Origin of the sequence: Mycetocola sp., assembly GCF_025464835.1 — a bacterium.
In the GTDB taxonomy this organism is placed as follows: Bacteria; Actinomycetota; Actinomycetes; order Actinomycetales; family Microbacteriaceae; genus Mycetocola_A.
Genome location: NZ_JAODMP010000096.1, coordinates 34,928 through 48,803, shown reverse-complemented (window position 1 = coordinate 48,803; position 13,876 = coordinate 34,928). Strand labels below are relative to the sequence as shown.

At 66.5% G+C, this 13,876-nt stretch carries 15 protein-coding genes; 9 read left to right on the top strand and 6 right to left on the bottom strand.

Going from position 1 to position 13,876, the window contains the following annotated elements; genetic code table 11:
- The first annotated feature begins 7 nt into the window (after positions 1-7).
- From JWP90_RS12135 to crcB, 4 genes are all read left to right on the top strand, one after another.
- Positions 8-1,351, top strand: coding sequence for an FAD-dependent oxidoreductase (locus tag JWP90_RS12135; RefSeq protein WP_297364518.1), 1,344 nt, complete (start codon positions 8-10; stop codon positions 1,349-1,351).
- Between the two features lie 128 nt (positions 1,352-1,479).
- Positions 1,480-1,986: a universal stress protein gene (locus JWP90_RS12130; RefSeq protein ID WP_297364515.1), complete on the top strand. Its 507-nt coding sequence runs from the start codon at positions 1,480-1,482 to the stop codon at positions 1,984-1,986.
- On the top strand, positions 1,983-2,441 hold the full coding sequence (locus tag JWP90_RS12125; RefSeq protein ID WP_297364512.1) for a CrcB family protein: 459 nt from the start codon (positions 1,983-1,985) through the stop codon (positions 2,439-2,441). The genes JWP90_RS12130 and JWP90_RS12125 overlap by 4 nt, the downstream gene beginning before the upstream one ends.
- Positions 2,438-2,812 carry a fluoride efflux transporter CrcB gene (gene crcB / locus JWP90_RS12120; protein WP_297364509.1) on the top strand — a complete coding sequence of 125 codons (375 nt, stop codon included), beginning with the start codon at positions 2,438-2,440 and terminating at the stop codon, positions 2,810-2,812. Before JWP90_RS12125 ends, crcB begins: the two co-directional genes overlap by 4 nt.
- Positions 2,813-2,945: 133 nt before the next feature.
- Here crcB and JWP90_RS12115 read toward each other — a convergent pair whose 3' ends face one another.
- From JWP90_RS12115 to JWP90_RS12100, 4 genes are all read right to left on the bottom strand, one after another.
- Positions 2,946-3,554 (bottom strand): hypothetical protein, encoded by a 609-nt coding sequence (locus tag JWP90_RS12115; protein ID WP_297364506.1) that lies wholly within the window; start codon positions 3,552-3,554, stop codon positions 2,946-2,948.
- Positions 3,555-3,593: 39 nt separating this feature from the next.
- A complete protein-coding gene (locus tag JWP90_RS12110) occupies positions 3,594-4,409 on the bottom strand; it encodes an endonuclease/exonuclease/phosphatase family protein (RefSeq protein WP_297364504.1) in 816 nt (271 codons plus the stop codon).
- A 61-nt stretch (positions 4,410-4,470) separates the two neighbouring features.
- The gene (locus JWP90_RS12105; protein ID WP_297364501.1) at positions 4,471-5,040 is read right to left on the bottom strand and encodes a hypothetical protein; all 570 of its coding nucleotides are present in this window, start codon (positions 5,038-5,040) and stop codon (positions 4,471-4,473) included.
- A 10-nt stretch (positions 5,041-5,050) separates the two neighbouring features.
- Complete coding sequence (locus JWP90_RS12100) at positions 5,051-6,202, bottom strand: zinc-dependent alcohol dehydrogenase (protein WP_297364498.1); 1,152 nt, start codon at positions 6,200-6,202, stop codon at positions 5,051-5,053.
- A gap of 118 nt (positions 6,203-6,320) precedes the next feature.
- Here JWP90_RS12100 and JWP90_RS12095 point away from each other — a divergent pair, with 118 nt between their 5' ends.
- The 4 genes from JWP90_RS12095 to JWP90_RS12080 all read left to right on the top strand — a co-directional run bounded on the left by JWP90_RS12095 (position 6,321) and on the right by JWP90_RS12080 (position 10,068).
- Positions 6,321-7,049 (top strand): DUF72 domain-containing protein, encoded by a 729-nt coding sequence (locus tag JWP90_RS12095; RefSeq protein WP_297364495.1) that lies wholly within the window; start codon positions 6,321-6,323, stop codon positions 7,047-7,049.
- Between the two features lie 23 nt (positions 7,050-7,072).
- Entirely contained in the window at positions 7,073-7,282 is a 210-nt protein-coding gene (locus JWP90_RS12090; RefSeq protein ID WP_297364492.1) for a DUF2945 domain-containing protein, read from the top strand.
- 395 nt (positions 7,283-7,677) lie between these two features.
- Positions 7,678-8,214: a hypothetical protein gene (locus JWP90_RS12085; protein WP_297364489.1), complete on the top strand. Its 537-nt coding sequence runs from the start codon at positions 7,678-7,680 to the stop codon at positions 8,212-8,214.
- A 627-nt stretch (positions 8,215-8,841) separates the two neighbouring features.
- Positions 8,842-10,068 carry an MFS transporter gene (locus JWP90_RS12080; protein ID WP_297364487.1) on the top strand — a complete coding sequence of 409 codons (1,227 nt, stop codon included), beginning with the start codon at positions 8,842-8,844 and terminating at the stop codon, positions 10,066-10,068.
- Between the two features lie 649 nt (positions 10,069-10,717).
- Here the strand turns inward: JWP90_RS12080 and JWP90_RS12075 are convergent.
- Both JWP90_RS12075 and JWP90_RS12070 read right to left on the bottom strand, forming a co-directional pair.
- On the bottom strand, positions 10,718-11,863 hold the full coding sequence (locus JWP90_RS12075; RefSeq protein WP_297364484.1) for an AI-2E family transporter: 1,146 nt from the start codon (positions 11,861-11,863) through the stop codon (positions 10,718-10,720).
- A gap of 119 nt (positions 11,864-11,982) precedes the next feature.
- The gene (locus JWP90_RS12070; protein WP_297364480.1) at positions 11,983-12,507 is read right to left on the bottom strand and encodes a GNAT family N-acetyltransferase; all 525 of its coding nucleotides are present in this window, start codon (positions 12,505-12,507) and stop codon (positions 11,983-11,985) included.
- A 212-nt stretch (positions 12,508-12,719) separates the two neighbouring features.
- On the opposite strand from JWP90_RS12070, the gene JWP90_RS12065 reads away from it, so the two are divergent.
- Positions 12,720-13,859, top strand: coding sequence for a peptidoglycan DD-metalloendopeptidase family protein (locus JWP90_RS12065; protein ID WP_297364477.1), 1,140 nt, complete (start codon positions 12,720-12,722; stop codon positions 13,857-13,859).
- Positions 13,860-13,876 lie beyond the last annotated feature (17 nt).

Here is a 13,876-nt window from a genome sequence, read left to right as displayed (position 1 = left end):
GCAGGCCATGAGCATCGCCGAACTGCCGTCTCTGACCGTTCCTGCCTCACACAAGCTGGACGGTCTCCCCGTTGTCGTCATCGGCGCTGGGCCGGTCGGGCTCGCCGCCGCCGCCCAGCTGCTCGAACGCGGAGTGGAAACGCTCGTCCTTGAAGCAGGGGAATCGGCGGGAGCATCCGTTCTCACCTGGGGGCACACAAGGCTCTTCTCGCCGTGGCAGTACCTGGTCGACGAGGCGGCCGGTCGCCTCCTCGACAAATCCGGCTGGCAGGCACCTGCGGCGAAAGAGCTGCCGTACGGCAGGGAGCTCGTCGAGGAGTATCTGCAGCCGCTGGCGGCGACACCGGAACTCGCCTCGCGCATTCGATACGGCAGCACCGTCACCGATGTGTCCAGGTCGGGCATGGACCGCACGCGCTCCACCGGCCGCAGTTCTACTCCGTTCCTCCTGCGCGTCCGCCGTGGCGGCGCCGTGGTCGAGCAGCTCGCCCGCGCCGTGATCGACACATCGGGCACGTACGGAACGCCCAACGGGCTGACGGCCAGCGGGCTCACGCCTACCGACCTCGACAGTGTGCGGCAGAACATCAGCCATGCCCTCCCGGACGTACTCGGCGCCGACCGGGCACGATTCGCCGGCAAGAATACCCTCGTCGTCGGAGCCGGGCACTCCGCCGCCAACACCCTGCTCAAACTCGCGGCGCTGGCCAGGCAGGATCACGGCACGACCGTCAGCTGGGCGATCCGCGGTACCAGCCCCGTGCGTGTTTTCGGCTCGGCGAACGATGAACTCGAAGCTCGCGGACACCTGGGAAGCTCCGCCCGTGACCTCGTCCGTCAAGGCCGGGTGTCGCTGATCGACTCCTTCGAGATCCACGACCTTCACCCTGCTGCGGGGGGCCGTGTTCTCGTCGAGGGCCTGCGCCGGGGCGAGCCGGTCTCGATCGAGACCGACCAGGTGGTCAACGCCACGGGTTTCCGGCCGAACCTCGACATGCTTCGTGAGATCCGGCTGTCGCTCGACGAGATCGTGGAAGCTCCTCGGGCCCTGGCTCCGCTGATCGACCCCAACCTGCACAGTTGCGGCACCGTCGACCCGCACGGCGTCGCCGAGCTCGCTCATCCCGAACCCAACTTCTTCATCGCCGGGATGAAGAGTTACGGGCGTGCACCGACGTTCCTGCTCCTGACCGGATACGAGCAGGTCCGATCGATCGCTGACGAACTCGCCGGGAATCCCGGTGCTGCGCGGCGGGTCCAGCTGGTCCTGCCCGAGACGGGCGTCTGCTCCACGGCATCCGTGGGGGAGTCCGGCTCCGCATGCTGTAATGAGACCTCCACCTCCGGCTAGGCGGGAAGCATCGTCTGCTACCGCCGGTGGGCGATATCTGGAACACTTCTGTCATCGCAGCATTCTGCTGCGATGGGGCCGCTTCGGTTCCCGACTCGGGTGCCGGACGGTTCAGAGAGGGGAATCCGATGCCGGATCCTGATGTAATCCTCGTCGGGGTCGTGCCACGTCAGTTGGGTCATGTGCTCGAAAAGGCTGCTGAATTCGCGTCCAGATTCGACGCGATGCTCGTCTGCGCGCGAGTCGACCCCAGCCGGTATGTCGTCGAACGATTCACGGACGGCCGGTTCACGTCGATGCCGATCGACCCAGACCTCGCTGACCTTCGCATCGAGATCTTCGACGAGTCGCTGCGCGACCGGATCGCATCGATCCTCGAGCCCACCGGCGTCCGGTGGAGCGTCCAGCCGCTCGTCGGGGACCCGAGCCACGAGCTTGCTGCACTCGCTGACCGCGTCGACGCACTGATGATCGTTGTGGGAACCCGAGCGCCCGGGTTCCGCGGCACGCTGCAGGAGTTCTTCACCGGCTCGGTCGCCGCCCACCTGGCTCACCGACAGCACAGGCCACTCGTGGTCGTGCCCAACCCTGAAACCCGTACGAACGCCCCGCCGCCGTGGGAGACTGGGAAGTGAGCAACGTCACACCCACACGTCCCGCGCCGATCCGGCCGCCGCACCTCCAGCCCGCGCTGATCGGACTTGTTCTGCTCGGCGGAGCATCAGGCACCGCCGCGCGAGAGGGGCTGAGTATCGCTCTCCCGTCGCTCGGATCCTTCCCACTGTCCATCTTCCTCATCAATGTCTTTGGCGCTTTCGCCCTCGGTGCCCTGCTCGAGGGCGTCGTCGACGGGAAGTCCGGCGCGGACCGGGCCAGAAACATCCGTCTCTTCGCCGGTACGGGGTTCCTCGGCGGGTTCACGACCTACAGCGCGCTCGCCACCGGCACCGACCTGCTCCTCGGCGCCGGCGACGTCGCCACGGGCGTCCTCTACGCGGCGGGCACGCTCCTGCTCGGGTTGGCGGCGTCCTGGGCAGGAATCGTCGGTGCCGGGTCGGTGCGCCGAGCCGCGACGGCGGGCAGCGCATGACGCCGGTCGTCTTCGTGGCGGTGGCATTCGCCGGGGGGATCGGTTCCGCTGTGAGATTTCTGGTTGACGGGTTGCTGCGATCGCGGGCGACCGCATACCCGCTCGAGACCCTGGCCATCAACGTCTCCGGGTCATTCCTGCTCGGGCTGGTCACCGGGTTCGGTCTCTCCGCTCTGGTGCCGCCGGACGTGTTCGTCGTCATCGGCTCCGGGTTTCTCGGCGGTTACACGACGTTCAGCACCGCGAGCGTCGAGTCTGTGCGGTTGATCCAGGCCCGCCGTTACGGCATCGCGCTCGTCAATAGTGTCGGGATGCTGGTGCTCGCGGTGCTGGCCAGCGCGGTCGGGCTCGTGGTCGGCTCCCTTACCTAGGCGATACGCGCGGCGCTTCTGCTGAGGCGCGGTCACCAACTTCGGGGATTCTCGCCGCAATCGGCCGTTGGCGGCGCGAATGGCACGCTCCCTGCCAAATCTCCGCGTTTACGAACACCGCCCGGAATCGTGGTCACAGAGGCGCGCGCTCCGGCCGCGCTTCAGCAACGTACCGGCTTCGCGCCGACAGGTATCGGCCGGCGAAACCGGCCAGGAGCGAACCGAGCCCGCCGGCGGCGAGGTCGCCAATGGTGTCGGTATATCCGACGAAGATCGTCTGATCGATGTAGGTGTGGCCCACCCACTCGACCACCTCCCAGATCACCCCGGCCGCGAGCCCGAATGCCGTTGTCAGGATGACGATGGAACCAAGGCGTACCTGGCTTCTTTCCGGATCGGGGATCACACCGCACCGCATCGCGAGGACGTAGATGACCACGGCAATCAGGCCGTTCAGTGTGAAGTGAACGAGGATGTCCCAATGAGGGACGGCTTGATAGAGGTCGAGGAGCGCACTCCATGCGGCCACCAGAACGGTGACGCCGAAGGCAGCATCCAGCGAAGGGCGGATGCCGAGGAACCGCGGGATCACAAGACCGAGCAGCCCCAGCGCGAAGACCGCGACGTCCAGGGCTGACCAGCCCAGGAACGCGACGACGATGCTGAGCACGCCGAGCAACCGCACGCCGTCTGCCGCCAGTTCGGCAGGCCCTCGAGGAGGCCGCAGGAACGTCTCGATCATTGCGACAGAATATCCCGTGCACCCAGCAGGCACCGGTTCTCACAGGGTGAGGCGGGCCTGCACAGGCTCATGATCAGACGCCGCCGCACCCTCGAAACGGACGGCATTGATCCCGACCGCCTCAACCGTCACCGAACCGGTGACCAGGAGCCAGTCGATGCGTTTGCCGCCCTGCTTCGGTCGCCGGTAACCCGAGTAGGTTCCCCATGCGGGCGTGAGGCGATGCTCAGCAGTCGTCCAGGCATCCCGCAGCAGACCGCCGGTGAGGATTCGGTATGGAGCCGAGCGCACTCCTGCGTTCATGTCGCCGAGAACGATCGCTGGAACATCCGTCGCCTCGACGAGGTCGTTGAGCATCTTCGTCGACCGGGCGCGCGAGGAGCGAGAGAAATGGTCGAAGTGGGTATTGAAGACCGAGAACCGGATGCCTGTGGCGACGTCGGTCAGGTCGGCGGAAACAACGATCCGCGGCAGCATGTTGCCCCAGGATCGGGACCCGGGGACGTTCGGGCTGTCCGAGAGCGCCCTTTGCGTCCAGTCATCGAGAGCCAGGCGGCGGGTGTCGAAGAAGATCGCACACTGCTCGCCGTCACCGTCGGCGTTGCGCCCGCGTCCGATCCGGCGGTAGCCGGGGCCGAGCACCTGGCTGATGAACTCGAGCTGGTCGGGGAGCCCCTCCTGCGTCGCAAGGATCGTCGGCATCTCGCGCTGGAGGAGTGTCTGGAGGTGCGGCCGCCGACGAGTCCAGAGATCGGGGCTGTGCTGCGTCGTATGCGCCATCCGTCGACGGATGTTGTACGTCATGACGTGCAGCTCCGGAGGATCCACTGGACCGATCAACGCGCCGTCCGTCACGGGTTCAGCGTACGGGATGCCTCGCCTGGCCCGCCGCTCGGCACTCTTCACCGCGCCCATTTCAGCGGCGCCTGGCTACGACCCTCACGGCGGCGAAGGCCAGCCAGCCGGCCGCAATCCAGGGACCGGCGACCAGGAGCGGGTCGATCCACTGGTGCTTCAGGTCCCCGCGACTGCGGCCCACCCGTGAGGAGTAACCGTGTCGAGTCCATTCGCTGAGCACTCCGGTCTCGGTCACCGGGTTGTCAGGGCGCAGGCTCACGAAGGAGCGGAGGTGGCTTTCCACGGCGTCGACCCGGTCGGATGCCAGCAGGATCAGCCAGTGGGCGGCCTGCGCCTCACTGTACTTTCGGTACGCGTACTTCCGCATGGCCCCTGACACACCCTTCGGCGGCGTCGAGGTTCCGAACACCGGGGTGAGGAACTTGTGTTCGATCGACCGCTCACGGGGCCACTTCTCCGGTTGGCGCTCGGGGAAGTCCCAATGAGCGCCGGTCGCGGCCGGATCGAAACGTTCCCTCGGCACGGCTGGGCGGTTCGCCGGGTCGAGGTCGGCACCCCAGCCGGGGATGCGCGCGCGTAGCTCTTCGTTGGACTCACGGCGCTCCGGCTTGTCGGCGGTATAAGGCATGACGTCCCTCCTACGCGCTCGCGCTCGGCACGATGACCGGCTTGATACAGTCATCGAGCTTGGCGGAGAAGATGTGGTATCCCTCGGCGATGTGCTCGAGAGGGATGTGGTGTGTGACGATGTCGCTCGGCTTCAGGTACCCGTTCTGGATGTGCTCGAACAGGCGCGGCCACTGCCGCTTCACCGGGGCCTGGTTCATCCGCAGGGTAAGGCCCTTGTTGAAGGCATCCCCGAATTTCACGGCGCTGAACATCGGCCCATATGCGCCCATCACCGACACGGTGCCTCCCTTCCGAACCGAGTCGATCGCCCAGTTCAAAGCGACCGGCGACCCGCCCTGCAGCTTGAACTTGGCGGACGTCAGGTGTTGGATGAGGTTCCCGTCCGCCTCTGCTCCCACCGCATCGATGGCGACGTCGGCGCCCAGGTAGTCGGTCGTCTTCTTCATCTGCACGACGATGTCGTCATACTCAGCGAAGTTGAACGTTTCGGCGTGGGCGAAGGTGCGTGCCTTCTCCAACCGGTACTCGAGGTGATCGATCACCATCACCCGCCCGGCACCCATCAGCCAGGCTGACTTCGCGGCGAACAGGCCGACGGGTCCTGCACCGAAGACAGCGACTGTGTCGCCCTCGGAGATGTCACCGAGCTGGGCGCCGAAGTAGCCGGTCGCGAGAGCATCCGTGCACAGCAGGGCGTCTTCGTCGTCCATCCACTCGGGGATCAACGCCGGGCCGACATCCGCGAACGGAACACGCACGTATTCGGCCTGACCGCCGTCGTAACCTCCGCAGGTGTGCGAATAACCGTAGATCCCACCGACCGCCGTCGCGTTCGGATTCACGTTGTGGCAGTTCGAATAGAGGCCTCTGGCGCAGAAATAGCAGGAGCCGCAATAGACATTGAAGGGGACCATCACCCGGTCGCCGCGCTTGAGGTTCTGAACCGATGAGCCGACGTCCTCCACCACCCCGATGAACTCATGCCCGAATGTCATGCCGACCCGGGTGTCCGGCATCATGCCGTGGTACAGGTGAAGGTCGGATCCGCAGATTGCCGCGAGAGTCACGCGGATGATCGCGTCGTTCGGGTGTTCGATGGGCGGAATGTCCTTCTCTTCGACCCGGACCTTGTACGGCCCGCGGTACACCATCGCGCGCATCCGTATCCTCCGCTCGTTCGTTGCCGTGTCCTTCTGTCGTGAGGGCTAGCGTGCCCGGGTGCATTCGATGCGGCAAGGGGGTTGTGGCGCGTCCAGTGCCGCCTTATACGGTGGGCAGATGGGGAGCATCGCGATCGGAACATCCGGGTGGAGCTATGACCACTGGGCGCATGTGCTCTACCCCGATGACCTTCCACCCTGGCGCCGGCTGGCGCACTACGTCGCCCGGTTCGACACGGTGGAACTGAACGCGAGTTTCTACCGCTGGCCGAGGGACGCGTCGTTCGCGAGCTGGCGCACACGGCTGCCGCCGGGCTTCCGGCTCTCGGTGAAGGCGCCGCGCGGTCTCACCCACGGGAAGAAACTGTACGAACCGGATGCCTGGATCGACCGCATCGCGGGGAGCTGGCATGAGCTGGGAGACAAGCGGGCGGTGCTGCTCGTGCAGTTGCCGCCGGGAATGGTGCGAGACGATGCCCGGCTCGATTACTTCCTCCGCCGGATGCCGAGCTGGATCCCGGTGGCCGTGGAGTTCCGGCATCCGAGCTGGAACGACGAGGCGGTGTTCCGCCTGCTCGAGGCCCGAGGTGCCGCGTATTGCGTGATGAGCGGTGCGAATCTGCCGTGCATCCTCCGGGTGACCTCACCGGTTGCCTACGTGCGCATGCACGGTCCGGACCACGACCACCTGTACGGCGGTTCGTACTCCGACGACGACCTGCGGTGGTGGGCGGATCACATCCGCGAGTGGCGGGATGGCGGGGCGGATGTCTACGTCTACTTCAACAACGACGGCGGCGGTAATGCTGTGAGGAACGCCGACACCTTGAGGGCCATGGTGGCCTGAGGTTATGGCACGGAGGAGTAACCATGACGACCAGATTCTCGGTTGGCGACCATGTGCGCTGGAACTCGGAGGGCGGTGAGGTCGAAGGGCGCATCATCAAGGTCCACACAAAAGACGTTGAGTTCAAGGGCCGCACCCGCCGGTGCAGCCCCGAGGAACCCCAATACGAAGTCACGAGTGATAAGACCGGGCATGACGCGATGCACAAGGGGACTGCGCTCACGAAGCTCTGAGCAGCGGGGCATCCGTCCTGTCAGCTGGTGACCGGGGAATCGCCGCAGCGGCCACCGCCGCGCTGCCGAGCGTCAGAACTATCCCGGAGCCGACGGCGTTGAGCAGCCGTTGACCGGACGGCTGCAGTCGTCCCCGAGGAAAGCGCCCGCGACGAAGGACGTTTGTGCCGGGCCGGGACGAACCCAGCGTCGCTGTCACCGCGAGAAAGGAGGAGATGTTCTCAGGATCCGGCATCCGCAGACCCCTCTGTCGATCGCCCCGTTGGTCGGACATATTCGCCCCATCCAGGACGTAGCCAGCGAAATTCTCCAGACTCGGCTCGCCCTTTCGGGCGCCTCGGTAGGCTGAGTCGCATGAGTCGGTTCCCAGCGCCGTCGCCCGAGTTCGGGCGCTGATGCCCGCCGCCGGCGACAATGAGCGGATCGCCGCTGAGATTCAGGCCCTCCTCGAAGAGGCGGTGCAACGGTTGAGGAGTGCGGGCGCACGCACTGAGGCGCTCGCCGAATATGTCCCGGAACACCGGGTGCTTCTCGTCCCGCGCCCGGCGGTGTTGCGGTCGAAAGGTCGCATCTGGCGACTGGGTGTGTTCCTCCTCGGTGAGGACGCGACGTTGTATGAGACAGGCCAAGCCACCCGTGCTCTGGAGCCCGGGCGCCCGGGCTACCAGTCCCAGTCGGCCGAGCGGCGCCGTGCGTACCGCGCCGCGGCATCCCGTGGGCGCTTTCCGCACGGGGAGACCGTCAACTTCGATGCGGTGCCTGTGACGCTCGACGTCGACGAGCTCCGCAACTCGATCGGGCGCCTGTTCGTCGAGGGCGACCGGCCGCGAGTGCGCTGGAATGCCAACACGAGCGATGCGGATGCGGTCGATCTCGCGTCGTACCTCGCTGACCGGGTGGAGCTGCTTGCCGAGCCGCCCGCGGGGGCATGAGCTGGGGCGGATCGGCCGATAGCGGTGGGGGACGGCGGGCGGCGGAGCCCGGCACCGGCGCCCATCGGTGCGCGACCACACCCTCAGCGCAGGGCTCCGTCGCCCGCCTGCGTTGGTTGGCCGCCGGGGCGCACGATTAGCAGGAGATCGCACGATGTGCAGGATGCTTTCGGGGTTTCTGTCCTGTTAATCGTGCGATCTCCTGCATTGCGTGCGTCGCCGCGGCCTCGAACAGGAGCGGGTGGCAATCGTCGCTCTCGGCGGGGGCATGAACGTACGGGATTACGTGACTGCCGGGGCGGCTCGATCTTGGACACGGATGAGCTCCGCCGCGTTGCAGCCGCGCGAAGACTGGCGTGACGGACCCTCGTCCTCGCGAGGTGGGTGGAGCATCCGCTCGTGCCATGCACCCGGGAGCTCTCCCCGCGCAACGATGACGACAACTTCCGGCTGGCGCGGCCGGAGGATTTCGGAGGCCGCTTCCTGGAGCTGTTGCACGGGGCCCACGAGGTGGGTCTGCACCGTCACCGTTCCCGGCCCGGAGTCGAATAGGCTGTATCGCTTAGCGCGCCGCCCCTCGGAGTTCGGCGCTGCGCACCCCGCCCAACAATCTGATCGGCGACGCCTGTGTCCACTCCAACAAACGCAACGAACGCTTCGGCCGCACCCGCCTTCCCCTGGATCGGCCTGCTGACCCTCGCCGGCGCAATCTTCGTCTCGGTGACGAGTGAGTTCCTGCCGACCGGTCTGCTGCCAGAGATGGCCGCTGAGCTGGACGTGAGCCTGTCGACGGCCGGGCTCCTCGTCACCGTCTTCGCCGGCACCGTTGTGGTCGCGACGACACCGCTCGCCGCACTGACCCGGAAGTACTCCCGCAAAGGCCTCGTCTTCGTGGTCCTGCTCGTCGTCGCCCTCGCCAATGTGCTGGCCGCGATCGCGCCGACGTACGAGATCCTCGTCGGCGCCCGCATCCTCGGAGGGCTCGCTCACGGACTGTTCTGGGCGGTCGTTGCGGCGTACTCCGCCCATCTTGTGCCGAAACATCAGCTCGGCAAGGCGGTTGCGATCACGTCGGGTGGGGCGTCCGCCGCTTTCGTGCTCGGCGTCCCCGTCGGGACGGCGCTCGGGCACGCTCTCGGCTGGCGGATCGCCTTCGCCGTCATCGCGGCGATCGTCGTGCTCCTCGCCCTCGCCGTACTGAGGTACCTCCCGCCTGTCGACCACCACGTTCCGGTCAGAACCGGAGAGATCCGCCTGCCGATGTACAAGGACCGCAGCATGCGCGGGGTCGTGCTGCTCTGCATTGTGATCATGATCTTCCTCACCGGCCAGAACACGTATTACACGTACATCGCACCCTGGCTGATCGAAGCCGCCGGCTTCCCGGACACCTCTGTCGCGTTCCTCCTCTTCCTTTTCGGCGGTGCGGGTGCGATCGGGCTGGTGCTGGCCGGTTTCGCGTCCGACCGGTTCCCCAGGCGCGGTTTCGCGCTCGCCCTGATCGGCGTGATGGCCTCGGTCCTCGTCCTCGCGGTGTGGTCGGAGAACTCCGTGGTGGTCGTCGTCGCGTTCGTGGTCTGGGGTGTCGCGTTCGGCGGGCTCCCGGCGATGCTGCAGACACGGATGCTTCACACCGCGTCATTCAGGACGCGGGATTTCGCGGCGGCGTTGCAGACCACCGCGTTCAACATCGGTATCGGCGGGGGAGCACTGCTCGGCGGTGTGCTTCTGGATCGCAGTGGCATCCAGTCGCTGCCCATCGCGCTCGTGCTCTTTCTTGCAGTCGGCTTCGTGCTTCTCGTCGGAACGGATGCTCTCCGCTCCGCCCGCGCACGGCGGGGGCCGTCGGACTGAACTCGGAAGGCGCCCCGCGTCCTGCCCTGATAGCGGGCCGACGATGATCATGCCCTCGGGTGGATGGGCTTCCTCGAGGATGTTCGCATATGCCGTGAACGTTATATCGTCGCCCTGCAGGCCAGGGAGCGCGCGCAATGGGGCGAGAGTGGACCGGGCGCCGTCCTCGTCATCACCGCCGTCACAGACGAGCAGCTCTCTGCCGCCTGGCATTCCAGGGAAGTCCGGCATCGCCAGGAAGGGTGGTGCTGGGTTCCTCCTGCGTCGCACGCATCGCCGCGCCAACCGGGCTAGGAGCGTCAGATCCCCGTCGCCGTACAGGAGCCTCGAAGACGCCAGGGAGCGGGTGCGCCTCGAAGACCAAGCTGGTGATCACGCCGAAGTCGACGCCGCCGCGGATCCCCCGAACGACTCAGGGTTCTCGCCGGCGCTCGCGCGGAGCCGCCTCCTCCCCGCTGTGACGACGGATACCTCAACGAGGCTGTCGAAGGCGATTCCGTACTTCCGCACCAGCCAGCCGATCCCGCCGCCGAGGCCAGGGCGTCAGGGTGCAGGCTGGGAAAATCGATGGTCGTCACGGGTATCACTCCGGAAAGTTGTGATTCTCCGTCGAGTGTTCTCCGGTCGCCCGGCGAGGTCAAAGGGGAACTCAGACCCCGCTCGGTGACTTCTTCGAGTCCTGCAGCGGGAAGATGACCTTCTGCACGATGATGATCGCGGATGCCGCAACCGGTATCGCGACGAGGGCTCCGAGCACGCCGCCGATCGCACCTCCGGCAACGGCGGCAATGACGACGAGAGCTCCTGGCACTGCGACCGCGCGGTTCATGATGCGCGGGCTTAACACGTAGGCCTCGATCTGCATGTAGATGAGGTAGTAGATGCCGGCGAACAGCGCCGTCACCGGCGAGACGAACAGGCAGATGACGGTGTTGATGACCGACGCCGTCAGCGTGCCGACGAGCGGGATGAGCGAGCCGAGGAACGCGATCATCGCGAGCAGGAACGGGAGCGGAGCGCCGATGATCGACAGAAAGATGAGACTGAGGATGCCGTTGCAGGCGGCCAGGCTGAGCTGCCCGACGACATAACGACCGACCGCCCCGGTGATCTCTTCGGTGATCTTCGCGAAGCCGACCCGGCGGTATTCGGGCACGAATCGGTAGGCGATGCCCTTCATCGAGCGCAGGGAAGCGAGGAAGTACAGCGTGAGGATCAGGACGATGACCGCACCCGTCACCCCACTGGCGACCCCGGCACCCACCGCCGCGAGCCCGCCGCCGATTGCGACGAGGTTCTTCGGGTCGCTGATGAATTGGATGGCGCTCGAGAGTGCATCGCTGATGCTGAGCGACCCGCCGAAGGCGCCTTCGAGTCCCTTGATGAAGTCACTCTCCTCGATCTCCCTCTGTACGCGCGGGAAGTCGTCGACGAGGTTGGAAGCCTGCTCGACGAGTACCGGGATCACAGCGAACAGGAGCCCGGCGAAGATTCCGAGTACCGCGAGAACGACGAGCGCGATGGCGACGCCGCGCTGGATGCGCTTCTCCAGCCAGGTGACGAGAGGGTCGAGGCCGAGGGCAAGGAACAGAGCCAGACCGATATAGATGAGGACGGTGCCCAGCTGACCGAGGATACCGCCGATGAGCATTGCTGTGAGCACGCCCAGCCCGCCGACGAGGCCGATGCGGAAAGCAGCGATGCTGAAACCGGCCGCTCCCGCGCCGCGTTGCACGGCGACATCCGGTTTGATGTCGGCCTGGTTGATCTCGGCGGTCTGTTTTCTCTTGCGCATGGTCCCCACACCCTCGTTCGAGCCCGGTGGCTCATGGCTGACGCCTGCCTAATATCGTGCCGTACGTCGACCCCGCCCGGGTCCGGCTCGCCGCAACCTCTCCGCGGAATCCGGTGAGGTCAGCGCGCAACCGACGCGCGCCGCAGCATCCGGATTGCTGTCAGGTCGGTTCCCTGGTGCGGTCTCGCGTCACGGATGCCGTCGGCCGCGAAGCCGTTCCTGCGGTAGAAGGCCTGCGCTCGAGGATTCCCTTCGGCCACCCAGAGCTGGGCCGCTTCGCCGGCAAAGAGCACGGAGTCGAGCAGGTGCTGTCCGATCCCACTGCCGTGGTGCGACCGTTTGAGATACAGCATGCGGACTTCGAGCGCCTCGGCGGGTGGGGCGCCCGGGTGTTCCCTCGACAGGGTCGCACCGGCGAGTGCGAACCCGACGATGTTGCCATCGACCTCGGCGACTACCAGGCGGCGTTGCGGTTCGCTTCGGCGTAGCATCCGCTCCCACATCCCGATTCGGCGTGCTTCGGTGGAGTGCTCCCAGAACTCCGGCGGAACGAGTCCCTTGTACGTTTCGACCCAGCATTGCTGGTGGACGCGGCCGAGATCGGCGGCGTCCTCAAACGACGGTTCGTTCAGTATTACGGCCACGAATCACGACGCTACTCGTTCGACGACGGGCAGACCACCCGAACTGGGATGGTCCTCTCAGGAAGGATCTAGTAACCTCGGTTGAACCCGAAAGTGAGGCGCGGCTCAATTTGCCCGCCGCCCGCCCTAGAACGTTTGCGTGAGGGAGACGGTCGGGAGCATCAGAAAACGGATGCTCCGGGTCGTGTCGCCGCCACGCACGGAGATATTTGATGAGTGACGAGAGCAGCCGCGAGCCAGACAACGGCAGTGGCGGCGAATCCGCGCTCGACCTGACGACCGCCCTCCCCACCCGCAGGAGCCTGCGGGCTGCTGCCCGCTCGGCCTCTTCGACCGGTGCGCCAGCGGAGGGTTCGACCGTCGTTGCCGTCGAGCAGAGTGCCGACTCTGAGACCGCCGAGCCGATCGAGACCGATGACCACGAGGAGCCGGCTGACGCCGCTCAACCCGTCGTGATGGTCGATGTGGAGCCGGTCGTTGACCCCGTAACGGCGGCGGTGCCGACCATTTCCATGCCCCCGGTTCCGTCCCGCGCTCGGCTGGCCGCCCGAATGGCAGCAACCCCGGCGCCTGCATCGGTCCGCACCGTGCCCAAGCAGTCCCGCTGGAAGTCGATCCGTTCCCTTCTGGTCGTCGCGATCGCTGTGCCGTCGATCTTCGGTACCGTCGCCCTTCCGGCCTACGCCTTCACGTCGGAGGACGCCGTCTCGGTTGCTCCGATCCACGACACCGGCGCCCAGTCGCTCACCGTGCCGACCTGGACCCGGCCAGCCCTCGTGCGCGATGGTTACTCAGCGACGTCGGCAGAGGAGCTCCGCGCGGCAGAGGCAGCGAAGGCAGCTGCGGCCGCCGCGGCAGAGGCAGCCAAACTCGCCGCCAGTCGCCCCAAGTCAGGCGAGAACACCGCAGACTATCCAGTCTTCACCGGTGGCGACGGCACCTGGATCCGGCCGGTTGCAGGACCGATCTCGTCGCCCTACGGCCCTCGCGGGCTCATCTGCAATGGGGCGGGCTGCTCCAACTCCTTCCACGACGGCGTCGACTTCAGCGCGAGCTGCGGGACTCCTGTCAAGGCGGTATCCGCCGGGCGGGTCACCTTCACCGGTTCGGCCGGAGCCTACGGACAGCGCGTCATCGTCGATCACGGCGGCGGAGTCGAGTCCATCTACGGCCACGTGCAGAGCGGGTCATTCAAGGTCTCCTCCGGCCAGCTGGTCGAACCGGGCACGGTTGTCGCGAACGTCGGCGCAACGGGCGTCGTGAGCGGATGCCACCTCGACCTCAAGATCCGCATCAATGGCGACTTCACCAACCCGGTGCCGTTCATGGCCGCGAAGGGCGTCAAGCTCTAAGAGCCTTGCCCCCGGGG

Bases quoted from the DNA above. Each gene is read 5' to 3' on its own strand.
- JWP90_RS12085 (WP_297364489.1), top strand. From the start codon at position 7,678: ATGCCCGCCGCCGGCGACAATGAGCGGATCGCCGCTGAGATTCAGGCC.
- JWP90_RS12090 (WP_297364492.1), top strand. From the start codon at position 7,073: ATGACGACCAGATTCTCGGTTGGCGACCATGTGCGCTGGAACTCGGAG.
- JWP90_RS12100 (WP_297364498.1), bottom strand. From the start codon at position 6,202: ATGCGCGCGATGGTGTACCGCGGGCCGTACAAGGTCCGGGTCGAAGAG.
- JWP90_RS12135 (WP_297364518.1), top strand. From the start codon at position 8: ATGAGCATCGCCGAACTGCCGTCTCTGACCGTTCCTGCCTCACACAAG.
- JWP90_RS12130 (WP_297364515.1), top strand. From the start codon at position 1,480: ATGCCGGATCCTGATGTAATCCTCGTCGGGGTCGTGCCACGTCAGTTG.
- JWP90_RS12095 (WP_297364495.1), top strand. From the start codon at position 6,321: ATGGGGAGCATCGCGATCGGAACATCCGGGTGGAGCTATGACCACTGG.
- JWP90_RS12065 (WP_297364477.1), top strand. From the start codon at position 12,720: ATGAGTGACGAGAGCAGCCGCGAGCCAGACAACGGCAGTGGCGGCGAA.
- crcB (WP_297364509.1), top strand. From the start codon at position 2,438: ATGACGCCGGTCGTCTTCGTGGCGGTGGCATTCGCCGGGGGGATCGGT.
- JWP90_RS12105 (WP_297364501.1), bottom strand. From the start codon at position 5,040: ATGCCTTATACCGCCGACAAGCCGGAGCGCCGTGAGTCCAACGAAGAG.
- JWP90_RS12115 (WP_297364506.1), bottom strand. From the start codon at position 3,554: ATGATCGAGACGTTCCTGCGGCCTCCTCGAGGGCCTGCCGAACTGGCG.
- JWP90_RS12075 (WP_297364484.1), bottom strand. From the start codon at position 11,863: ATGCGCAAGAGAAAACAGACCGCCGAGATCAACCAGGCCGACATCAAA.